19 protein-coding genes are annotated in these 23018 nt (G+C 41.0%); 1 reads left to right on the forward strand and 18 read right to left on the reverse strand.

All coding sequences use genetic code 11. From position 1 onward, the window contains the following. Window positions 1-127 precede the first annotated feature (127 nt). The 8 genes from RST01_RS06850 to RST01_RS06885 all read right to left on the reverse strand — a co-directional run bounded on the left by RST01_RS06850 (window position 128) and on the right by RST01_RS06885 (window position 7456). The gene (locus RST01_RS06850; protein ID WP_147195429.1) at window positions 128-721 is read right to left on the reverse strand and encodes a thymidine kinase; all 594 of its coding nucleotides are present in this window, start codon (window positions 719-721) and stop codon (window positions 128-130) included. Window positions 722-1025: 304 nt separating this feature from the next. Further along, entirely contained in the window at window positions 1026-1226 is a 201-nt protein-coding gene (gene rpmE, locus RST01_RS06855; RefSeq protein ID WP_147195431.1) for a 50S ribosomal protein L31, read from the reverse strand. A gap of 163 nt (window positions 1227-1389) precedes the next feature. Continuing rightward, window positions 1390-2673, reverse strand: a complete 1284-nt coding sequence (rho, locus tag RST01_RS06860) for a transcription termination factor Rho (protein ID WP_066791729.1) — start codon at window positions 2671-2673, stop codon at window positions 1390-1392. Between the two features lie 359 nt (window positions 2674-3032). Beyond that, entirely contained in the window at window positions 3033-4001 is a 969-nt protein-coding gene (glpX, locus tag RST01_RS06865; protein WP_066791728.1) for a class II fructose-bisphosphatase, read from the reverse strand. Between the two features lie 93 nt (window positions 4002-4094). Then, window positions 4095-5387 (reverse strand): UDP-N-acetylglucosamine 1-carboxyvinyltransferase, encoded by a 1293-nt coding sequence (gene murA, locus RST01_RS06870; protein ID WP_066791726.1) that lies wholly within the window; start codon window positions 5385-5387, stop codon window positions 4095-4097. A 14-nt stretch (window positions 5388-5401) separates the two neighbouring features. Further along, window positions 5402-6049, reverse strand: a complete 648-nt coding sequence (gene fsa, locus RST01_RS06875; RefSeq protein ID WP_147195433.1) for a fructose-6-phosphate aldolase — start codon at window positions 6047-6049, stop codon at window positions 5402-5404. A gap of 88 nt (window positions 6050-6137) precedes the next feature. Further along, window positions 6138-6992: a class II fructose-bisphosphate aldolase gene (locus RST01_RS06880; RefSeq protein WP_147195435.1), complete on the reverse strand. Its 855-nt coding sequence runs from the start codon at window positions 6990-6992 to the stop codon at window positions 6138-6140. Between the two features lie 107 nt (window positions 6993-7099). After that, a complete protein-coding gene (locus RST01_RS06885) occupies window positions 7100-7456 on the reverse strand; it encodes a response regulator (protein WP_147195437.1) in 357 nt (118 codons plus the stop codon). 796 nt (window positions 7457-8252) lie between these two features. Here RST01_RS06885 and RST01_RS06890 point away from each other — a divergent pair. Beyond that, complete coding sequence (locus RST01_RS06890; protein ID WP_147195440.1) at window positions 8253-8771, forward strand: DUF2529 family protein; 519 nt, start codon at window positions 8253-8255, stop codon at window positions 8769-8771. Window positions 8772-8868: 97 nt separating this feature from the next. On the opposite strand, the gene pyrG is transcribed toward RST01_RS06890, so the two are convergent. From pyrG to RST01_RS06935, 10 genes are all read right to left on the reverse strand, one after another. Continuing rightward, window positions 8869-10461: a CTP synthase gene (pyrG, locus tag RST01_RS06895; RefSeq protein ID WP_066791718.1), complete on the reverse strand. Its 1593-nt coding sequence runs from the start codon at window positions 10459-10461 to the stop codon at window positions 8869-8871. A gap of 162 nt (window positions 10462-10623) precedes the next feature. Continuing rightward, entirely contained in the window at window positions 10624-11223 is a 600-nt protein-coding gene (rpoE, locus tag RST01_RS06900) for a DNA-directed RNA polymerase subunit delta (RefSeq protein WP_244946665.1), read from the reverse strand. Between the two features lie 213 nt (window positions 11224-11436). Continuing rightward, a complete protein-coding gene (locus tag RST01_RS15945) occupies window positions 11437-11595 on the reverse strand; it encodes a hypothetical protein (RefSeq protein ID WP_184117529.1) in 159 nt (52 codons plus the stop codon). Window positions 11596-11784: 189 nt separating this feature from the next. Beyond that, window positions 11785-15033 (reverse strand): fused isobutyryl-CoA mutase/GTPase IcmF, encoded by a 3249-nt coding sequence (icmF, locus tag RST01_RS06905; protein ID WP_147195442.1) that lies wholly within the window; start codon window positions 15031-15033, stop codon window positions 11785-11787. A 117-nt stretch (window positions 15034-15150) separates the two neighbouring features. Next, the gene (locus RST01_RS06910; RefSeq protein WP_147195444.1) at window positions 15151-15777 is read right to left on the reverse strand and encodes a TetR/AcrR family transcriptional regulator; all 627 of its coding nucleotides are present in this window, start codon (window positions 15775-15777) and stop codon (window positions 15151-15153) included. Between the two features lie 3 nt (window positions 15778-15780). Then, window positions 15781-16917, reverse strand: coding sequence for an acyl-CoA dehydrogenase (locus RST01_RS06915; protein WP_147195446.1), 1137 nt, complete (start codon window positions 16915-16917; stop codon window positions 15781-15783). Window positions 16918-16976: 59 nt separating this feature from the next. Next, the gene (locus RST01_RS06920; RefSeq protein ID WP_147195449.1) at window positions 16977-18110 is read right to left on the reverse strand and encodes an acyl-CoA dehydrogenase; all 1134 of its coding nucleotides are present in this window, start codon (window positions 18108-18110) and stop codon (window positions 16977-16979) included. 492 nt (window positions 18111-18602) lie between these two features. Beyond that, entirely contained in the window at window positions 18603-19454 is an 852-nt protein-coding gene (locus RST01_RS06925) for a 3-hydroxybutyryl-CoA dehydrogenase (protein WP_147195451.1), read from the reverse strand. A 1-nt stretch (window position 19455) separates the two neighbouring features. Further along, entirely contained in the window at window positions 19456-20661 is a 1206-nt protein-coding gene (locus RST01_RS06930) for an acetyl-CoA C-acetyltransferase (RefSeq protein ID WP_147195453.1), read from the reverse strand. A 188-nt stretch (window positions 20662-20849) separates the two neighbouring features. After that, complete coding sequence (locus RST01_RS06935; RefSeq protein ID WP_147195454.1) at window positions 20850-22997, reverse strand: (Fe-S)-binding protein; 2148 nt, start codon at window positions 22995-22997, stop codon at window positions 20850-20852. Between the last annotated feature and the right edge of the window lie 21 nt (window positions 22998-23018).

Raw genomic sequence — 23018 nt, forward strand, 5'->3', positions numbered from 1 at the left:
ATTTCTGCAGAATAATCCCTATAGTGCAAATGAAAAAAGAGCAGCCAGCAGCCACTCTTCGTAACCCGTTGACGGGCATTTTCTGTCATCTCTTTATCGATTGAACGGATCAAGTTTTAACAGCGTTTCACTTTACTTGTGTTTGACTTGCCGGTACAACATGGTGGTGTCTACAGCGAGGCTCATATGCCTCCGCAGCGCCCACTAAGATAACAGGATCATCCGCCTTAGCAGGTTGTCCGTTAATTAGCCGCTGTGTGCGGCTTGCAGGTGATCCACATACACTGCATACTGCTTGAAGCTTTGTTACCTGCTCCGCAATCGCCATCAGTTGTGGCATTGGCCCAAAAGGAACTCCTTTAAAGTCTTGGTCAAGTCCCGCTAAAATAACTCGATATCCATGATTCGCTAGTTGTTGAACAGTAGCAATAATATCCTCTCCAAAAAACTGAGCTTCATCAATTGCTACCACATCTACATCATCTGAGAGATAGTCCCACATGTCTGTAGATTGTGAAATAGGATAAGCGATAACCGTTGTGCCATTATGGCTTACAACAGCTTCTTCGCTATAGCGATTATCTATTTTAGGTTTAAACACAACAATCTTTTGTTTTGCAAATTGCGCTCTTCGTACACGGCGAATCAGCTCTTCTGATTTCCCAGAGAACATACTACCGCAGATTACTTCAATCCAGCCATTTTGAGTCATTACATACATGAAGTAGACCCCTTTCAAAACATATATCCATCATCATATCGAAAAAGAGGACATTTTTCTGCTCTTTTTTTTCGCTCTATTTTGTGATATGTATGATTATTTTTTCTCGTTTTAACAGATAAAAACTCTCTTTAGTGAAAGAAAAGCCTACCAAAATCAGAGAGGAATTAAAAAAGCCCTCACCAAATTGTAGTGTGACTTTCCTTAAACAACGTGCTTAATACTACACGAAAATAGCCTATGCCGCAAGAAAAATACCTGCCGCGCAATAGGCGCAAGGCAGGTATTAGAAGTTTTCAGTGATTTATTTAAGACCGTATTTTTTGTTGAAACGATCCACACGTCCATCAGCAGACGCGAATTTTTGACGGCCAGTATAGAATGGGTGACATTCGCTGCAAAACTCAACGTTGATGTTTTCTTTTACTGAACCTGTTTTGAAAGAATTACCGCAAGAGCATGTTACAGTAGCTTCTTTGTATTCTGGATGAATTCCTTGTTTCATGTGTAATATCTCCTCTCGCCCTGAACCATCTGGAACAGAGTATTATCGAACTGTTGCCTTACACGACCCAGTTTTTGTTTGCCGTATATGCAACACGTATGAAATGCAATAACCATAGTATAGCAAGTCCCGACAGAAGATGCAACAAATTAATTCGAGGAATTTAAATTAGTCCTTTGCCATTACGTGCAGCTTTCATATCGGTATTTAGCGTATCAAAAAACTCTTCATTTGTCTTTGTATTACGCAATTTTTTCAAGAAACGCTCCGCAAAATCTGGAGAGTCCGAGAAGGTTTTTCGAATTGCCCACAGCTTATCCAACTGTTCTTTTGGAATAAGAAGTTCTTCTTTCCGCGTGCCGGAGCGGCGGATATCAATAGCTGGGAAGATACGTCGTTCAGCAAGGCTGCGATCTAGATGTAGCTCTAAATTCCCTGTACCTTTAAATTCTTCGTAAATGACTTCATCCATACGCGAGCCTGTATCGATTAAAGCTGTAGCCAAAATAGTCAAACTACCGCCTTCTTCAATGTTCCGAGCTGCACCGAAGAACCGTTTTGGTCGGTGGAAAGCCGCAGGGTCAATACCGCCTGATAACGTACGACCACTTGGTGGGATAACAAGGTTATAGGCGCGAGCAAGCCTTGTGATAGAATCCATTAAAATAATCACATCACGTTTATGTTCAACAAGACGCATAGCACGTTCAAGAACAAGTTCTGCGACTTTCACATGATTTTCTGGCAGTTCATCGAATGTAGAACTTACTACATCCGCATTTACTGAACGTTCAATATCTGTTACTTCTTCTGGTCGTTCATCTATCAATAGCACAATTAATTCTGACTCAGGGTATTTCTCCGTAATGGCATTTGCGATTTCTTTCATCAGCAATGTCTTACCCGCTTTTGGTGGAGCGACGATTAATCCCCGTTGTCCAAAACCGACTGGAGCCACTAAATCCATAATACGAGTAGATAGTTTTGACGGTGTTGTTTCTAATTTGATGTGTCTATCAGGATACAACGGCGTAAGCGCAGGGAAAAATACACGTTCTTTGGCCACTTCTGGATCCTCGCCATTGACAGCTTCAACATGTAAAAGTCCGTAGTAGCGTTCATTTTCTTTCGGCGGACGAACTTTCCCCGTTACCTTATCGCCATTTCTCAAGCTAAAACGTCGAATTTGGGATGCAGATATATAGATATCCTCAGAGCTTGGTGAATAGTTGATAGGGCGCAAGAAACCAAATCCTTCTTGTTGGATGATTTCAAGCACACCTTCCATAAAGAAATAACCTTCACTTTCGGCACGAGATTTTAAAATTGCAAAAATCAGCTCTTTTTTTGTCAACTTGCCATAATACGAAATTTTATATTCTCTAGCAAGCGCATAGAGATCTTTTAATTTCATATCTTCAAGTTGAGAAATTGTCATTGTCGTCATAGGCAATACACCACTCTTGTTTAATATTGTAAAAATCACGAAATGAGGATGAGAGTTATCCCGCACGAACGGGCAGCCCCACCTTCACTTTGGTGTAAATGAGAATTTAGGTGGGCCATAACTGCCAGTAATAGACCGATTGGGGCAGCGAAACTTTGCCAATCCGTCATAGGCTTAATTGAACCAATCGAGTTCACAGGTTCTGCATCAAGACATTTCGAGTTGATGCAGAAACAGTGGAACCGAACTAACACTCATTGTAAAGAAAGCACCTGAGTGAAGCTTCACTACTTTGTCATTGGGAATGGAATTTTAGCGAGAAGAGACCCGGCAAATGCCGGGCCAAGTAAAATAGAAGTTTAATCTTGCATAAATAGTTTTGGTTTTTTTGTTAAACTATGTCTACCTTCAACAAAACGAACAGTTCCTGATTTTGCACGCATTACAACCGACTCTGTCGTACAGTGCCCACCTTTGAATTGGACGCCTTTCAAAAGTTCGCCATCTGTTACGCCAGTTGCTGCGAAAATAGCATCATCGCCTTTAACCAAATCTTCCATCTTTAACACAGTGTTAACGGCGATACCCATTTTACGGCAGCGTTCTACTTCTTCTTCGTTAGATGGAATAAGCTTTCCTTGAAGCTCTCCGCCTAGGCATTTTAGTGCAACTGCTGCAATAACGCCTTCTGGAGCTCCACCTGTGCCGAACAGAATGTCTACGCCTGTTTCGTCAAACGCTGTGTTGATTGCTGCTGCTACATCGCCATCCGTGATGAATTTGATACGAGCACCTGCAGCACGGATTTGGTCAACGATTGGTTGGTGACGATCACGATTTAATAGTGTTGCCACTACGTCCTCGATGTTCTTATTTTTCGCTTTTGCTACCGCTTTAAGATTATCGATTACAGGTGCATCGATATCAATCTTACCTGCGGCTTCTGGTCCAACTGCGATTTTATCCATATACATATCCGGCGCATGAAGCAAGTTGCCTCGGTCGGCAATCGCAAGAACTGTGAGTGCATTCCCACTTCCTTGTGCAACAATATTTGTGCCTTCTAGCGGATCGACTGCAATATCCACTTGAGGACCAGCTGGATCTGAACCGAGTTTCTCTCCGATGTATAGCATAGGCGCTTCGTCCATCTCGCCTTCGCCAATCACTACTACCGCGTCCATTGGAATGGAATCAAATACTTGGCGCATAGCTGTTGTTGCCGCATCATCTGCTTCCATCTTTAAGCCACGGCCCATCCATCTTGCTGATGCGATTGCTGCTGCTTCTGTCACACGAACTACTTCCATAGATAAACTGCGTTTCATTTTTAACTGTTCCTCCCATTTCCATCTTGATGACTGATTCGTTTTCACACTAAATCTATTATAGCACACAGTTTTTGTTGTGCCTGATTATTTTTAGTTAAAACGCTTTGCCGCTTGGTTTGCAGATTCTGTTTCGATTGACTCTCGATGGATATCTGCTCCTAAATCCTGTAGCTTAGCAATAATATCGCTGTAACCGCGCTCAATATGGAAAATATCATGGACTTCGGTATTTCCTTTTGCTAACAAGCCCGCGATAATAAGTGCTGCTCCCGCTCTCAAATCTGTTGCAGTAACTGTAGCAGCTTCTAGCTTTGTAGGACCTGTTAAAATGGCCGAACGCCCTTCTACTTTGGCAACTGCACCCATTCTGCTAATTTCGTCTATATGCTTAAAGCGAGCGGAATAAATGGTATCTGTAACGATAGAGGAACCGTTTGCTTGCGTTAATAGCACAGTGAATGGTTGTTGCAAGTCAGTCGGAAACCCTGGATATACAAGCGTTTTAATATCCACAGGTTTTAAGCTTTTAGGCTTAGGAATAAAAATTCGTTCTTCTTCTTCCATGACTTCTACGCCCATTTCACGTAGTTTTGCCGTGACTGCTTCTAAATGGAGTGGAATAACATTATCGATAGTCACGCCATCTCCAATAGCAGCCGCCATAATCATATAGGTACCCGCTTCAATGCGGTCAGGAATAATAGTATGGTTCGTGCCATGCAATTCTTCGACGCCTTCAATCCGAATTACGTTAGTTCCAGCTCCTTTGATTTTGGCGCCCATATTTGTGAGCAATGTGGCAACATCAATAATTTCTGGCTCTTTTGCTGCATTTTCAATAATCGTTTTGCCTGTTGCAAGCACTGCTGCCAGCATAATATTAATCGTTGCACCGACACTGCTAACATCTAAGTAAATTTTTGCTCCACGCAATTCTTCTGCACGCAAATAGATAGCTCCATGTTCATTAGTCACCTGCGCACCTAAGGCTTCAAAACCTTTAATATGCTGGTCAATAGGACGAGGGCCAAGATGACATCCGCCAGGCAAGCCGATAACTGCTTTTTTGAAGCGGCCTAGCATAGCTCCCATTAGGTAATACGATGCGCGCAATTTTTTGACATTGCCATTAGGCATCGGCATATCCACCATAGAACGTGGATCTATAACCATACGACCATCATCAAATTCTACATTTCCGCCAATTTCCTCAAGCAAAGTCTTTAGTGTCCAAACATCTAAAATTTCTGGCAATCCTTCGATTGTTACAGGAGAATTGGCCAAAATGGAAGCAGGGATTAAGGCTACTGCACTATTTTTTGCGCCGCTGACTTTAATCGTGCCCTTTAGAGGTTTTTCACCCGCAATTTTATACACGTCCATCTCATTCTCCTTAATTATTTATCTTTGTTTGCCCAGTCTTTCATGAAGCCTTCGATCCCTTTATCTGTCAAAGGATGATGGAATAATTGTTTCAACACTTTATATGGTGTAGTGGCGATGTGTGCGCCTGCTAGAGCAGCTTCTGTAATGTGTCGTGGGTGACGAATAGAAGCAGCGATAATTTGTGTTGGTATCTCGTGAATAGCAAAAATCTCTGCAATTTCTCTTACTAGTTCTGTACCATCTTGACCAATATCATCTAAGCGGCCTAAGAACGGAGAAACATACGTAGCACCAGCACGTGCAGCCATTAAAGCTTGGTTTGCATTAAAGATTAACGTCACATTCGTTTTGATTCCTTCTGCCGTTAGCGCAGCACAAGCAGTCAAACCTGCGGGTGTGAATGGCAATTTAACCGTAATATTCGGCGCGATTTGAGCTAATTCATGACCTTCTTTGATCATGCCCTCTGCATCTAAAGCAATAACTTCCCCACTAATAGATCCATCTACTAAATCTGCAATCTCTTTCAAACGATCATGGAATGAGATGTTTTTCTCTTTCGCTACTAGTGAAGGGTTTGTTGTTACACCTGAAAGAATCCCCCATGAGTGTGCTTCCTTAATTTCATCAAAATTGGCTGTATCAATAAAAAATTTCACTTCTATTTCCTCCTAATGATGGAAAAATGGAGAAGTCCCGGATTCAAACCGGTTCCTTCTCCCATTCCTCTCTATTTAAACTATATGCTTATGCTTTTTGACAGCTACCGAACTCGCGCATTTTTCCGATAACAGTGGCTTTAATTGCCTCGCGAGCAGGACCTAAGAATTTACGTGGATCGTATTGTTCTTTATCCTTGTCCAAAAATTCGCGAATCGCTTTTGTAGCAGCAATTTGGTTTTCAGTATTCACGTTAATTTTTGCAGTACCCAATGAGATAGAACGTTGAATGTCTTTTGTAGGGATACCTGTTCCTCCGTGAAGTACAAGTGGAAGATCTGCCAGTTTTGAGATTTCTTCCATTTCTTTAAAGCCCAAGTTTGGTTCGCCTTTGTATGGACCGTGAACAGAGCCCAATGCAGGTGCTAAACAGTCTATTGCTGTCGCTTCTACCATCTTGCGGCATTCCTCTGGGTCAGCATACTTAATGCCGCCGATTACGCCATCTTCGTCGCCGCCTACTGTACCAAGTTCTGCTTCTACAGAAACACCGTGTGCATGCGCATACTCAACTACTTTTGAAGTGATTTCAATGTTTTCTTCAAATGGATGGTGAGATGCATCAATCATGACAGATGTAAAGCCTGCATCAATCGCCTCTTTACATTTTTCAAAACTTGAACCATGATCTAAATGAATTGCCACTGGCACAGTTGTGTTATAGCTTTCCATTAGGCCTTTAACCATTTGAACAACGGCAATAAATCCACCCATATATTTCCCCGCACCTTCAGATACGCCTAAAATAACTGGTGATTTTTCTTCTTCTGCCGCTTGTAGAATTGCTTGTGTCCATTCAAGATTATTAATATTGAATTGACCTACAGCATAGCTATTTTCTTTTGCTGTAATTAACATTTCTTTCATTGAAACCAAAGCCATTAGTAAATCCTCCTTTAGGATGTAATGTAACATGGTGTTATGTTATATTGAGTATTTCCCTTCTTATCATAACAAAAAGAATAAGCATTGACTACCGACAATACTTATTACACAACTATTTTTATCACAGTATCTCTTACTTCTAAAATATTAAATGGTTTTGCGAAAAAGTAATCTGCTCCGCAATTTTCAGCTTCATTCATCACTTCTTTGTCGCTGTCTCCTGTCATCATAATCACAGGCAAATCTGCATAAGTTTCTTTTATTTTTTTTAATATTTCCAGACCGTGCATACCTGGAATTTTCATATCTAATAACACGCAGTCTAGCATGTTATTTTCAAATATTTGTACCGCTTCTGCTCCATTAGATGCAAGAAGTGTTTCAAACCCCTCATTTTTAAAAACCTCGCTGAGAAGCATTCTGATGCCTTGCTGGTCGTCGACAATTAATATTTTTTTCATATACCTTTCTGCTACAAAAATACAGGCAAATATATTTATCTATGCTAGACATACCCTGCTTCATAAACTCTTAACCGCCAGTATATTTATCCTGTAAGCACTTTCAGAATCACCTTTTCATTATTTTCCAAACGAAGGCCAATCCCAATCTATACAGAAATAAAACCTACTATAGCGAATAAGTCCCATACCATTAACAATTAACTACAGCTTAATATATGTGTGTTTTCATGCTAGTCTAGCGTGCAGTTTTTATATCCTATCTGTTGTTTTTGCCTGTCCTTATAGCAGAATTCACCTCTCCTTCGATGGTTGATATATTGATGATTTTGATTAATTACAATTAAAATCTTTTAACTATTTCTGTTTCTTTTACTTTTTTGCACTTTATTGGAAATTCAAAATCATTCAAGACATTTGCATTCAGCAGCGTACCGAATACAAATCTCGTCAGTTTCATTCCTCCTACACCAAAAATAGCAAACTCTATAAGAATACTAGGAGTTCGCTAAACAAGGAGCTAAATGAAATGTAGAACTCATATATTAGTAACTATTGATAAAATATCTTTCCATTTTTTAGCACTTGTATATATTGCAATTTTAAACTTTATTGTCCCCTTATTATACTCTATTCGCCCATTATTTTTATTTTCCTGCATTATTAGATAAGTTTTTATTTTAACAAACTCTCTTTCACACAAAAAAATTAAATAATATCACAATATGAGAACCATTTCAGGGCTCTATTTTGCAATTGGATTATACCCATTTATAATGAAGGTGAGGTGAATGGAATGTTAAAAATGTTATCTACCCAAATCGGCGGCTTGTTAAAGCGAGTGGCTACAGACCAAGAAGAAGCAATCGAGGAAACTGCCCGTCTGCTTGCACAAGCTGGAATTGGAGAAGGGTTTGTCTATTTTGCATGCTTTGATGAGCTAAAGGCTGTAGAAGTCAATGCTATGCAAGCTGCAAAACCTTTCCAACAATTGCGCCCTTTTACCCCGGAAGCGAATATTACGGATATTGACCGTGTATGTATCTTCGCACGAACCGCACATGATCCAAATGCATTAAAGTTAGCTCAAACTTTATACGATGCATTTATCCCCTTTGCAGTTGTGGCAAGTGAGAAAGTTGAAAATGCCGGAAAAATGGCCGACCTAGCTTATACGTATATTTCTATGGATATTAAAAAAGGATTGTTACCGAATGATTTGGGCGAGCGTATTGTCTTACCACATACGCTAACAGCTCTGTTTATCTATGAGGCGATCAAGATGTCTTATGATGAAATGGTGGATGGGCTATAATTCTAAGCCATCCCTTAGGAGATATTTAAATTATTTTAACTAAACAACAAAGAAAAAACCAGGCTAATGTATCAGCCTGGTTTTACTTTTGTTTCATTTATTTCACAGAAGCGCCGACAAACTCGCGGAATAACGGTTGTGGACGGTTAGGACGTGAAATGAATTCTGGATGGAATTGACATGCAACAAAGAATTTTTTCTCCGGCAATTCAATAATTTCTACTAAACGATCGTCAGGAGAAGTTCCTGAGAAGACTAGTCCTTCTGCTTCCATCGCTTCACGGAACTCATTGTTGAATTCATAACGATGGCGATGACGTTCATATACTAGTTCATCATTATAGATTTCACCTGCACGAGATCCTTCTTTTAATTTACATGGATATAGGCCAAGGCGAAGTGTGCCACCTAAATCTTCTACATCGATTTGGTCAGGTAGTAATGCAATGACTGGATATTTTGTTTCTGCATCCAATTCAGCTGAATGTGCACCTTTAAGCCCAAGTACATTGCGTGCAAATTCAACTGATGCAAGCTGCATGCCTAAACAAATACCCAAGAATGGTACATCGTTTTCACGTGCATATTGGATTGCTAAAATTTTACCTTCTACTCCACGATCACCAAATCCACCTGGTACTAAAATACCGTCAGCGTCATGTAATAATTCTTTTACATTTTCTTCTGTTACGTCTTCTGCATTGATAGCATTCACTTCTATATCTGTATCATGTGCGTATCCAGCATGTTTCAATGCTTCTACTACAGAGATATAAGCATCTTGCAACTCAACGTATTTTCCGACAAGTGCAATTTTCGTTGTCTTTTTAAGGCTTTTTACTTTATCGACTAAAGCTTTCCAATCAGCCATATCTGCTTGTGGTGCTTCAATGCCAAAGTGTTCTAAAACAATGTCATCAATGTGTTGCGCTTGCAGATTTAACGGGATATCATAAAGGCTTTCTGCATCCACGCATTCAATAACTTCATGCGGTTTTACATCGCAGAATAGCGCTAGTTTTTCTTTCATTTCTGTTGGCACTGGGCGATCTGAACGTACCACCAAAATGTTTGGTTGAATACCTAATGAACGTAACTCTTTCACTGAGTGCTGAGTCGGTTTCGTTTTTAGCTCGCCTGCTGCACCAATATAAGGGATAAGTGTACAGTGTAAATAAAGGACATTTTCATTTCCAAGATTGCTTTTCATTTGGCGAATTGCTTCAAGGAATGGCAATGACTCGATATCGCCTACTGTTCCGCCGACTTCTGTGATGACGATGTCTGCACTTGTTTCGCGGCCCGCACGTTGGATGCGGTCTTTAATTTCATTTGTGATATGCGGAATCACTTGTACAGTACCACCGTTGTAATCTCCGCGGCGTTCTTTTTTCAATACTGTTGAGTAAACTTTACCAGATGTCACTGTTGAATGTTTACCTAAGTTAATATCAATAAAACGCTCGTAATGGCCTAAGTCTAAATCAGTTTCTGCGCCATCATCTGTAACGAACACTTCACCATGTTGGTATGGGCTCATAGTTCCTGGATCGATATTGATGTATGGATCAAATTTTTGAATTGTTACATTCATTCCACGGTTTTTTAACAAACGTCCAAGTGATGCTGCTGTGATCCCTTTACCTAATGATGAAACTACGCCACCAGTTACAAAAATATATTTGGTCAATGAAAATTCCTCCTAGTTAGTGCTGAAGATAGGTTTTTTAAAAAACAAAAAACGCTCCTCCCGCAAATAATTTGCAGGGGGAGCGTGAAGTTTCACGGTCAATCTCCTTTTTTAAGGAGCCCAAGTAAAAGGTTAAATGATAACTCAAAAGAAGTCAAGAAGTTAGTCTCTTTCTTTTTCTTCCAATTCATCTTCTTCATCGTCATCTTCATCTTCATCTAGTTCAAACTCTTCGTCATCCATATCGATATCTTCTTCTAACTCTTCTTCATCGATATCTTCGAGATCACCAGCATCAAATGTTTCTTCCTCTACCGCTTCTTCTTCAGCTTCATCTTCATCTAGGAATTCATCAAAGTCTTCTTCAAATTCAATTTCTTCTGCGTCGTCATCTAAATCATCTTCTTCAACGACTTTTGCTTTTTTCTTGCGCACTCTTACAGTTGGAGCTGTTTCTTCTTCTACTTGATCAATAGCATACCATTCACGAACACCCCAGCGATTTTCGCCCAAAGCAATAAAACGGCCATCGATATTCATATCTGTATAAAATTGAGCAGAAGCAGCTTTCATTTCTGCCTCTGAGCGTGCACCTAGGTCTACAATCGCTTGCATTATTTCAGTAAATGAAAGTGGTTGGTGCTTTTCCTCCAAAATTGCATATGCTAAATTAATTAATGATTCTTCTGTTAATTGTTCTTCATTTAATTCACGAAGGTTCAAATCATGCACGTCCTTTCTTGTCCTAAACATCATATCCATTTTGAACTTCTTATTACTGCTGTCACGCCTAAGGAACCAAATTTGGATCGTTCAAGAGTTCAACAGTATTGTACTATGCCAGATACTTAATCCACAACCAATACCTGACTGATTTGTATGGGCAGCCATAACTATCAATAACTTTGAGTCAACTTGTGCTTCTTTCACGGCACAACGAATCCTTATATTATCTTATATTCATTGTTGCACGAATCAATTCTTCTTCTTTTCTAAGCGTAAGCGGTAATAGCCATATGCAAAAAGGTAGATCGCTAAGAGCAGGAATGAGACTGCGCCAAGTTGCTTATCATAGGTAAAATAAGTCAAAATCAAGCACAATAGTATTACTATGAAATGAATCGCGATTTTCACTGCATTCTCACTCCTTCAACAATAGTCCCATCCAATATAAGTCAAAAAGAAGAAGGCCTAATCGTAGGATTAGACACTTCCTCATATGAACAAATAAACGTTGTTTGAATAAAGCATACTCCTGATTTTATGATTCGTAAAGCCTAAAGAGCAAGAATTCAAGTGAGAATAATGAAAGGAATGTTTCAGCTACATATTTCTTCTATATTGGCCGCCAACTTCATATAGAGCATTTGTAATTTGGCCAAGACTCGCAACCTTAACTGTTTCCATTAATTCACCAAAAATATTGCCGCCATTTTTTGCTGTTTCTTTCAGCTTGCTAAGTGCAGCATCCACTTCATCCTTGTGGAGTTCCTTAAAGACTCGCAAATTCTCAATTTGTGTCTCTTTTTCCTCTTTAGAAGCTCGTGCGATTTCCATCGAGTTAATGGACTCCTGTGAAGGAGGATTTGGATTTAAATACGTATTAACACCAATAATCGGCAGTTGCCCTGAGTGTTTCAGCGATTCATAATGCATAGACTCTTCTTGGATCTTACCACGTTGGTATTGAGTCTCCATTGCTCCTAACACACCACCGCGGTCATTCATTCTGTCGAATTCCTCAAGCACTGCCTCTTCCACTAGCTGTGTCAATTCTTCGATAATAAATGCTCCTTGCAGAGGATTTTCATTCTTAGTGAGACCATGTTCTTTTGTGATGATCATTTGAATGGCCATTGCGCGTCTCACCGACTCTTCAGTTGGCGTTGTGATGGCTTCATCATATGCATTTGTATGCAATGAATTGCAATTGTCATGCAGTGCCATCAACGCTTGCAAGGTAGTCCGGATATCGTTAAAGTCTATTTCTTGTGCATGAAGACTTCTTCCCGATGTTTGGATATGGTATTTTAATTTTTGACTACGTTCATTAGCACCATATAAATCGCGCATCGTAACAGCCCAAATTCTTCTCGCTACCCGACCTATTACACTATACTCAGGATCAAGGCCATTTGAGAAGAAGAAGGAAAGGTTTGGCGCAAAGTCATCGATGTTCATGCCACGGCTTAAATAATATTCAACATAGGTAAAGCCATTTGCTAATGTGAATGCAAGCTGTGAAATTGGATTAGCGCCCGCTTCTGCAATGTGGTATCCAGAAATCGAAACAGAGTAATAATTCCGCACTTTTTCATTAATGAAATACTGCTGGATATCCCCCATCATCCGAAGTGCAAATTCTGTTGAGAAGATGCACGTATTTTGACCTTGGTCTTCTTTTAAAATGTCAGCCTGTACAGTACCGCGAACGACATTCAACGTATTGGCTCTTGTTTCCGCAAACTCTTCCACAGTCAGTGTCCGGCCAAGCTCGCTCTCTCTCAAACGTACTTGTTGGTCAATCGCAGTATTCATAAACATGGCTAATATAATAGGCGCAGGACCGTTGATTGTCATTGACACAGAGGTTGAAGGCGCACATAAATTGAACCCGTCATATAGCTTTTTCATATCATCTAGCGTACAAATGCTGACACCTGATTCCCCTACTTTACCGTAGATATCCGGCCGTTCATCTGGATCTTCTCCGTACAATGTCACGGAATCAAATGCGGTAGATAAGCGTTTTGCATCGTCATCTTTCGATAGATAATGGAAGCGGCGATTTGTTCGTTCTGGTGTTCCCTCACCAGCAAACTGGCGTTTTGGATCTTCTCCTTCGCGTTTAAACGGAAAAACACCCGCAGTATACGGGAATGCACCCGGCACATTTTCAGCATAAACAAAGCGCAAAATCTCGCCATAATCTTCGAACTTCGGCAATGCAACTTTAGGAATCTTGAGACCTGACAAACTCGTAGTCGTCAGCAATGTACGGATTTCTTTGTCGCGCACTTTCGTTACTAATTCATCGCCGCTATAGCTTTCTTTCAGCGTATGCCAATTTTTCAGTATTTGCTTAGATTCTGCAGTAAGCTGATCTTTGACACCTTCCATTAGTTGATTCAGAGACTCAACAAGTGCTTCTTCGCCATGCTTTTCTTGGACAAGCTTTAGCGTGCCTTCTAATTGATATAGTTTTCTCGCTAGATCTGCTTGCTGTGCTGCCTTTTTATGATAGCTTCTCACCGTATCGGAGATTTCACGCAAATAGTAGCGGCGGTCATTTGGAATGATGACATTTTGTTTTTGCGTTTTAACAAATTGCTCATAAGATGTTTGCCAATCATAGCCACATTTTTCGTTAATGGTTCGAATTAATGCTGCAAATAATGAGTTGGTTCCCTTGTCATTAAATTGGCTCGCAATCGTTCCATAGACAGGCATATGATCAAGATTTTCATCCCACAATTCATGGCTGCGCTGATATTGCTTTTGAACTTGGCGAAGCGCATCTTCAGACCCTTTTCTTTCAAATTTATTGATGACGATTAAATCGGCGAAATCAATCATATCGATTTTTTCTAGCTGTGTAGGAGCACCGAACTCACTTGTCATCACATACATAGATAAGTCGGACACTTCTGTAATCGCTGCATCCCCTTGTCCAATACCACTTGTTTCTACAATGATGAGGTCGAAGCCAGCGACTTTGACAATATCCAGTACATCTCCTAAAGCTGAAGATAACTCTGTATGGGAATCTCGTGTTGCTAGGCTTCGCATGTAAACACGATTATTAAAAATAGCATTCATGCGAATACGGTCTCCAAGCAAAGCACCACCTGTTTTTTGCTTCGTTGGGTCAATTGAAACGATAGCGATCTTTTTATCAGGAAATTCATGTAAGAACCTGCGGATCAACTCATCCGTCAATGAACTTTTCCCTGCACCACCTGTACCTGTTATCCCAAGAACCGGCGTATGTTTAGATAGCTTTCTTGCACGTTCCAAAAGCGTAGCTGTTTCTTCATTATCCCCTTCTTCTGCTGCTGTAATCAGCTGTGCCAGCAACTCAGGCTTCTCAGTTGAAAGTACGTCTAATTGATCAAGAAGACCTTCTTTGACTGTAGAAAAATCACTTCTTTCAATCATTTGATTAATCATGCCTTGCAGACCCAAATTCATACCGTCTTCGGGTGAAAATAGACCTTTCACGCCATATTCATGCAGTTCTTTGATTTCTTTCGGTAGGATAACGCCACCCCCACCGCCAAAAATGCCGATATGCGGGGCTTTCTTTTCATTCAACAGATCATACATATATTTAAAGTATTCCATATGGCCGCCTTGATAAGAGGAAATAGCGATCCCTTGTGCATCCTCTTGAATAGCTGCGTTTACTACCTCTTCAACAGAGCGATTATGCCCAAGATGAATGACTTCCACACCGCTAGATTGCAAAATGCGTCTCATAATATTGATAGATGCATCATGCCCGTCAAAAAGGCTAGAGGCTGTGACGAATCGTACATGATTCTTCGGTCTATAGATTTCAGCTTTTACCATTTTTATAAATCCCCCTTATTGAACAAAACTTCTCTCAATCCCTTATTAAAAAGAAAAGACAAGGCTAGTGATCCACCCACATTGCTGTTTGTGTATTCCATCCTTGCGCCGTTCCACTTAGCTCAACATACCGTTTAATAATATGTTTGTTTGCATTTTGATATAATCTTCTATTTTATAATCTTTGCGCCATACCCATCTTCTAAATGCCCATGCCTGGCCTTGGATAACAATTTGATGTGCCAATAGTTTAATTTCCTTTAGCGAAAATTTCATTTGATCGAGTTCTACGCATCCTGACAGTAAATTTTCAAAAATGCCAGCCATTTCGATTTCTTTCGCTAATACATAATCAAGCGCATCTTTTGGCAAGGACTTTGACTCTTGGTACATTACGAGCATTTCATCTTGCATTGAATCCACAAGCATGTAATACTGCGTAATCGCTTCAATCAATCCCTCAATGCTCGCTTCTCGCTGCTGGAAAGGTCCCAATTGATGCTGAACCTCAAGATAAATACGGTCGCAAACAAGGTAAAGAATATCTTCTTTTGTGCGGATATATTCATAAAGCGTTCCGATACTAAAGCCGGCTGATTTGGCGATTTCCCTCGTAGTAGTCCGATGGAAGCCTTTTTCTTTAAAGAGGCGAACAGCGCCCTGAATCATCTCTGTGCGCCTCTTTTCAATTAAGACTTCATCCTTAATCGAGGTATGAATCCGTTTTTTTTGTTCATTTTCCATACACTATTTCAAAAGCATACGAGAGATTACAAGGCGTTGGATTTCTTGAGTTCCCTCATAGATTTGAGTGATTTTTGCATCACGCATAAAACGCTCTACAGGATAATCCTTCGTATAGCCATATCCGCCGAATACCTGCACCGCTTCTGTGGTTACTTTCATCGCTGTATCGCCAGCCATTAATTTTGCCATCGCCGATTGTTTGCCATATGGCAGGTTATTAGATTCAAGCCACGCCGCTTGGTACGTTAACAGGCGAGAAGCTTCTGTTGCAGTCGCCATATCTGCTAATTTAAATGATACCCCTTGGTTTGCAGAGATTGGCTTACCGAATTGTACACGTTCTTTGGCATACAGTGTTGCTGCATCAAGCGCACCTTGTGCAATACCTACTGCTTGCGCTGCAATGCCGTTTCGTCCGCCATCTAAAGTTTTCATTGCAATTTTGAAACCGTCACCTTCTGCACCAAGCATATTCTCCTTTGGTACACGGCAGTTATCAAAGATGATTTCAGTTGTCGGTGATGAACGAATGCCCATTTTCTTTTCTTTCTTCCCAACAGAGAAACCTTCATAATCAGCTTCTACGATAAATGCTGACGTGCCATTTTTTGCTTCTGGATCTGTCACTGCGAATACTACGTAAATATCAGCGATGCCTCCATTAGTAATAAAGATCTTTGAGCCATTTAATATGTAGTGGTCACCATCCAACTTTGCAGTTGTTTTCATGCCGCCTGCATCAGATCCCGAACCAGGTTCTGTAAGGCCATAAGCACCGATTTTCTTCCCTTCAGCCATTGGGCGAAGATATTTTTGCTTTTGTTCTTCTGTCCCAAATTTATAAACAGGCCACCCAGCAAGTGATGTGTGTGCAGATAATGTTACACCTGTTGATGCACATACTCTTGAAAGCTCTTCTACAGCAATAACATAGGCTAAATAATCAGAGCCAATACCACCGTATTCTTCTGGCCAAGGTATACCTGTCAAACCAAGTTCCGCCATTTGATCAAAAATTGCACGGTCAAATGTTTCCTTTTCATCGCGTTCAGCAGCACTTGGCGCTACTTCATTTTCTGCAAAATCTCTCACCATTTTGCGTATCATTTCATGTTCTTCTGATAGTGTAAAGTTCATTGTCAAATCCCCTTTGTTTGATATTTACTTTCTATCTTTTCACCGTGAAACCTAACGACCTATTCCAAACTCCGTGAGATAACCATTCGTTGAATTTCACTAGTGCCTTCATAAATCTCAGTCACTTTCGCATCGCGGAAATATCGTTCAACAGGATAATCTTCCGTATAGCCATAACCACCAAAAACTTGGATGGCTTCTGTTGTCACTTCGACAGCTGTTTTTGATGCAAATAATTTAGCCATTGATGCTTCTGTTCTACAAGGCTTCCCTAGCGAACGTAAATGGGCTGCTCGATATACTAACAATCTCGCTGCTTCTACAGCGGTGCCCATATCCGCCAATTTAAACGAAACGCCTTGATTGGCTGCAATCGGCTTGCCAAATTGTACACGCTCATTTGCATAGCGAACAGATTCATCCAGTGCCGCTTCAGCAATCCCTAAGCTCTGTGCCGCGATACCAATTCTTCCGACATCTAAGTTAGCCATAGCGATTTTGAACCCTTCGCCTTCTTCACCCAGCAAATTTTCTGCTGGAACTTGCATTTGCTCAAATGTTAGCTGAACTGTCTTAGAACCATGAAGGCCCATTTTCTTTTCATTTTTCCCTATAACAAGGCCTGGCGTGTCTTTATCGACGATAAACGCTGATATACCCTTTGTTCCCTGTGTTGGATCTGTCGAGGCGAACACGATATACACATCCGCTTCACCGCCATTTGTAATAAAGACCTTTGAGCCGTTCAATTCGTAGTAATCTCCATGCTTTACTGCTTTTGTTTTAAGAGATCCTGCGTCTGAACCAGCTGATGGCTCTGTTAAGCAAAATGCACCCAGATACTCCCCGCTAGCCAATTTTGGCACATAGCGTTTCTTTTGTTCTTCTGTGCCAAAGTAGAGTATCGGATTTGTTCCGACCGATGTATGCACAGACAAAATCACCCCGATGACTGCACTTACTTTAGATAGTTCATGAATGGCAATGATATAGGATGTAAAATCCATTTCTGACCCGCCATATGCTGCAGGCGCGGTAATGCCCATAAGCCCTAGCTCTCCCATTTGCGCTAGGATATCGCGTGGAAATTCCCCTTTTTCCAGTTGATCGACTTGAGGTGCAATTACTTCTCTTGCAAAATCACGAACCATCTTTTGCATCATCATTTGTTCTTCCGTGAATTGTAGATTCATGATGTCTCTCCCTTTTACATCATTTATTTAAAATGCATTCAAAAACAGATATCTATTTTTCTACTACTACTCTGATTTGAATCAAAGTGGAATTAACTCCGCTTTCCTGGCGGCGAGCGATAAGTCTACTGACTCGCATCACTTACTGCGGAGTCTTATCTGTCCTGCTAATCCCCAAGGAGTCTCCGATAATTCCACTTCCATATAGTTTCACAAATCAAAATAGTTGAGATGAGGGCGAAGTGCGGGCAGATGCGCGTTCCTGGGGCGAGTGGTAAGCCTACTCGTCAGCTCCGCTTCCTGTGGGGTCTTACCTGACTCGCTAACCCCTAAGGAGTCTCCGCTACCCCCACTTCTACAAAGTTTTAACATCAAATATTTGCTATCAATTCTCTGCAACTATACTTTTAGTGCTCTCATGATTACTAACAAGATTCTGCTCTTGAATTCCCTTTGTATTCTTTTAAACTTTCATGTAATTGCAATTTACTACTAACTATATTCGTAGAACCCTCTTCCAGATTTCTTGCCAAGCCAGCCTGCTTTGACGTATTTTCTAAGCAGTGGGCATGGACGGTATTTGCTGTCGCCGAATCCTTCGTATAGTGTTTCCATGATATATAGGCATGTATCTAGCCCGATAAAATCAGCTAGTGTGAGTGGTCCCATTGGATGGTTCATACCAAGCTTCATCACTTCATCGATTGCTTCTTTTGTTGCAACCCCTTCATAAAGTGTGAAGATCGCTTCATTGATCATTGGCATAAGAACGCGATTTGCCACGAATCCTGGGAAATCATTCACTTCTACAGGTACTTTTTGAAGTTTTTTCGTTAACTCTTCAATCGAATTGTATACTTCATCAGAAGTAGCAAGCCCACGAATAATTTCGACTAGCTTCATGACAGGCACCGGATTCATAAAGTGCATGCCGATTACTTGTGCTGGTCTATTTGTCACTGCTGCTATTTCAGTAATAGGCAATGAAGATGTGTTAGAAGCAAGAATGGCATGTTCAGGTGCTATTACATCTAGTTGTTTAAAAATAGATTGCTTGATATCCATGTTTTCAACAGCTGCTTCAATCACCAAATCAACATCTTTTGCATCCTGAAGTGACAATGATTTAGTAAACCGTTGCAAGACAGCCGCTTTTTCATCTTCTGCCATACGTCCTTTTTCTACATTGCGTGACAGGTTTCGCGTAATTGTGCCAATACCTCTTTCATACGACTCTTCGCTAATGTCATTTAGCAGTACTTCTAAACCTGCTTGAGCACACACTTGGGCAATGCCTGATCCCATTTGGCCTGCGCCAATGACCATTACTTTTTTTATCGCCATCTTAGTATCCCTCCGTTGTCGGTACTTCGATCATAATCGCGTCTCCTTGGCCACCGCCCGAGCAGATAGCTGCGATACCAATACCACCCCCGCGGCGACGTAATTCATATGCAAGAGTTAAAATAACGCGCGTTCCTGATGCACCGATTGGGTGGCCTAATGCTACAGCGCCGCCGTTAACATTTACTTTTTCTTCATCCAAATTAGCAATTTTATTGCTGGCAAGCGCAACTGCTGCAAATGCTTCATTGATTTCAAAAAGGTCAATTTCTTCTAATGATTTACCTGTCTTTTCAAGTAGCTTGTTAATAACTAATCCTGGTGTTTGCGGGAAATCGTTTGGTTCTACTCCAACCTCTGCGTGCCCTAGAATAGTTGCTAATGGTTTTAAGCCATTTTCCTCTGCATACTGCTCACTCGTTACCACTACTGCACATGCACCGTCGTTAATGCCAGGGGCATTACCTGCAGTAACCGTTCCACCATCTTTAGTGAAAGCAGGTCTCAATTTGCCAAGCACCTCGATGGATGTATCTTTTCTTGGCGCTTCATCTTGATCTACTACGACCGGCTCACCTTTTCGTTGTGGAATACTAACAGCAACAATTTCTTCGCCTAGTTTACCGCCTTCAATCGCCGCAATAGCATTTTGGTGGCTACGCAGTGACCAATTATCTTGTGCTTCTCTTGTAAGTCCAAATTTTTCCGCTGTCTCGTCGCCATACGTACCCATATGTACATGATTTGGTGAGAATGCACATGAAAGGCCGTCATAGACCATGCCGTCCACAATAGCTCCGTCTCCCATACGGTAGCCGAATCGTGCTTTTGGCAAATAATACGGCGCTTGAGACATCGACTCCATTCCACCTGCTACGATCACATTTTCTTCTCCAAGCCGTATTAATTGATCTGCAAGCGTTACACTGCGCATACCAGATGCGCATACTTTATTGATTGTTTCAGTTTTTACAGTGTAAGGTATACCTGCTTTAGTAGCAGCTTGGCGCGAAGGTATTTGGCCTTGCCCTGCTTGCAACACTGTTCCCATAATGACTTCATCTACTTGTTCTGCATCTACATTTGAACGTTTTAATGCTTCTTTAATAGCAGCTCCCCCTAGATCGCTTGCTGCCAAAGAACTTAAACTTCCCCCGAATTTCCCAAACGCTGTACGTGCTCCGTCAATAATCACTGTTTTTTGCAAGTTTGACACCCCTTTTTGTCATTGGTTACGCTTACATAAAAATTGAAATGATGAGTATTTACATTTTGATTGAACGCTCGCTCAATTAACTTTTAGAAAAAAAGAGAGGGCTCTAGCTCTCTCTTTTTTACTTGAGTTAAGTTTATAAAACTTTCAAAATTTATGCAATACTTTAATTTTTTCTCGTTTTAAACGGTTTCTTCTAAAGGCTCCGGCACAGTTTGTATTTCGCCGCACACTGATTTTTCAAGTAGCTCAGCAATATCATATGTGCCAACCGTTTCTTCTACTTCTTTCGCTTTTGTTCCATCTGATAGCATCGTTAAGCAATATGGACAACCAGACGAGATGATAGTTGGATTAACTGCTAGCGCTTGTTCAGTACGCGCCACATTGATTCGGTTACCAACATGCTCTTCCATCCACATAAGTCCGCCACCAGCTCCACAGCACATGGCTGTATCGCGGTTTCGCTCCATTTCCACTAGCTTCACACCAGGGATTGCTTTTAAAATTTCACGCGGCGCATCATACACATCATTGTATCTGCCAAGGTAGCAGGAATCATGGAATGTAATGGTTTCATTCACTGCGTGTTGCGGTTTAATTTTTCCACTCATCACCAGCTCATATAACATTTCTGTATGGTGGAGAACTTCACCATTCCAACCAAAATCACTATATTCATTCTTAAAAATATTGTATGCATGCGGATCGATTGTGACGATTTTTGTGATGCCCGCTTTTTCAAATTCTTTGATATTTGCTTCAGCCAGCTCTTGGAATAAAAATTCATTTCCTAAGCGGCGCGGCGTATCGCCTGAATTCTTTTCTTTGTTGCCCAAGATAGCGAATTTCACACCTGCTTCGTTCATCAAATGCGCGAAGGACAACGCAATTTTTTGTGAGCGGTTATCGAATGACCCCATTGAGCCTACCCAGAATAAAAATTCGAATTCTTCTCCAGCTTTTGTTGCTTCTTTTACTGTAGGAATGTGAAGATCTGGACGAGCATCTCTCCAATTTTCCTTCTCTTTACGGTTGATACCCCACGGATTGCCTTGGCGTTCGATGTTCGTCATCGCGCGTTGTGCATCCGGGTTTACGCGACCTTCTGTCATAGTTAAATAACGTCGCAAGTCAATAATCTTTTCAACATGCTCATTCATAACAGGACATTGGTCTTCACAGTTTCGGCAGGTAGTACATGCCCAAATTTCCTCTTCCGTAATGACATCACCAATCAACGACGGGCTGTATACATCTTCTATTACAGCGCCTTCTGCTCCTGCAGCCATTGCTAGTTGATTACCTTTTGTATGGCCAAAGAACATCTTTGGTACCCAAGGTTGTTGATGTGTTTGTACAGCGCCTGTAAATGTAAGATGGTCACGTAACTTTGTCATCAAATCCATCGGTGATAGCATCTTGCCTGTCCCTGTTGCTGGACACATATTTGTACAGCGCCCGCACTCAACACATGCGTATAAATCAATTAATTGGAGCTGTGTAAAATCTTCTATTTTCCCTACGCCAAATGAAGGCATCTCATCTTCTGATTCACCCTCTTCATCTTCAAGCGCATTAAAATCAATCGGAGTTAATTTCCCTGGCGGTGTCAAAGGATTGAAATATACATTGGCTGGTCCCGCGATTAAGTGCGCGTGTTTGGATTGCGGCACATAGACTAAGAAAGTCAGCAAGAATAATAGGTGGACCCACCACATAACGAAGAACACAGCAATAGCTGCCGTTGTTGGCAAGAATGCAAATGCTGTAGCAATCAACGATGCGACTGGCTCAGACCATGTTGCAGATTCTCCGTGCCAAATCATGCCCATACCATTTCCCACAAGAACGGATACCATTAAGCCACCGATAAATAGCAATACAAGGCCTGACTTAAATCCTCGTTTCAAACGTACTAGCTTTTCCACATAACGACGGTAGAACGCCCAGACAACAGCCACCAAAATCACTAAGGTGACGATTTCTTGGAAAAATGTAAAGTATGGGTATAGCGGCCCAAATGGTAGATGGGAACCCGGCTTTAACCCTTTCCATATAAAATCAATAGCGCCAAACTGAACTAGTAGGAAGCCATAGAAGAACATGACATGAATGGCACCGCTCTTCTTGTCTTTCATTAGTTTCTTTTGGCCAAAAACATACACCCAAATTTTTTCTAACCGTGCTTTAACATTGTTATCAAATTCGGTTTTCTTCCCCATTTTAATGAACTGATAACGCGTTTTTACTAAATACGTAAACAAACCTAAAGCATAAGCGACTACCCCTAAAAACAAGATCCAATTGACAATCAACAATGGATTCATGTTATTCCCCCCTTATGTTGT

It is taken from the genome of Rummeliibacillus stabekisii, assembly GCF_007988965.1.
GTDB lineage: Bacteria > Bacillota > Bacilli > Bacillales_A > Planococcaceae > Rummeliibacillus > Rummeliibacillus stabekisii.

What these genes read in the sequence shown, in the direction of transcription:
- RST01_RS06850 (WP_147195429.1), bottom strand. Translation starts at nt 721, where the DNA reads ATGTATGTAATGACTCAAAATGGCTGGATTGAAGTAATCTGCGGTAGT.
- rpmE (WP_147195431.1), bottom strand. Translation starts at nt 1,226, where the DNA reads ATGAAACAAGGAATTCATCCAGAATACAAAGAAGCTACTGTAACATGC.
- rho (WP_066791729.1), bottom strand. Translation starts at nt 2,673, where the DNA reads ATGACGACAATGACAATTTCTCAACTTGAAGATATGAAATTAAAAGAT.
- glpX (WP_066791728.1), bottom strand. Translation starts at nt 4,001, where the DNA reads ATGAAACGCAGTTTATCTATGGAAGTAGTTCGTGTGACAGAAGCAGCA.
- murA (WP_066791726.1), bottom strand. Translation starts at nt 5,387, where the DNA reads ATGGACGTGTATAAAATTGCGGGTGAAAAACCTCTAAAGGGCACGATT.
- RST01_RS06880 (WP_147195435.1), bottom strand. Translation starts at nt 6,992, where the DNA reads ATGGCTTTGGTTTCAATGAAAGAAATGTTAATTACAGCAAAAGAAAAT.
- RST01_RS06885 (WP_147195437.1), bottom strand. Translation starts at nt 7,456, where the DNA reads ATGAAAAAAATATTAATTGTCGACGACCAGCAAGGCATCAGAATGCTT.
- RST01_RS06890 (WP_147195440.1), top strand. Translation starts at nt 8,253, where the DNA reads ATGTTAAAAATGTTATCTACCCAAATCGGCGGCTTGTTAAAGCGAGTG.
- rpoE (WP_244946665.1), bottom strand. Translation starts at nt 11,223, where the DNA reads ATGGATATGATGTTTAGGACAAGAAAGGACGTGCATGATTTGAACCTT.
- icmF (WP_147195442.1), bottom strand. Translation starts at nt 15,033, where the DNA reads ATGGTAAAAGCTGAAATCTATAGACCGAAGAATCATGTACGATTCGTC.
- RST01_RS06910 (WP_147195444.1), bottom strand. Translation starts at nt 15,777, where the DNA reads ATGGAAAATGAACAAAAAAAACGGATTCATACCTCGATTAAGGATGAA.
- RST01_RS06915 (WP_147195446.1), bottom strand. Translation starts at nt 16,917, where the DNA reads ATGAACTTTACACTATCAGAAGAACATGAAATGATACGCAAAATGGTG.
- RST01_RS06920 (WP_147195449.1), bottom strand. Translation starts at nt 18,110, where the DNA reads ATGAATCTACAATTCACGGAAGAACAAATGATGATGCAAAAGATGGTT.
- RST01_RS06925 (WP_147195451.1), bottom strand. Translation starts at nt 19,454, where the DNA reads ATGGCGATAAAAAAAGTAATGGTCATTGGCGCAGGCCAAATGGGATCA.
- RST01_RS06935 (WP_147195454.1), bottom strand. Translation starts at nt 22,997, where the DNA reads ATGAATCCATTGTTGATTGTCAATTGGATCTTGTTTTTAGGGGTAGTC.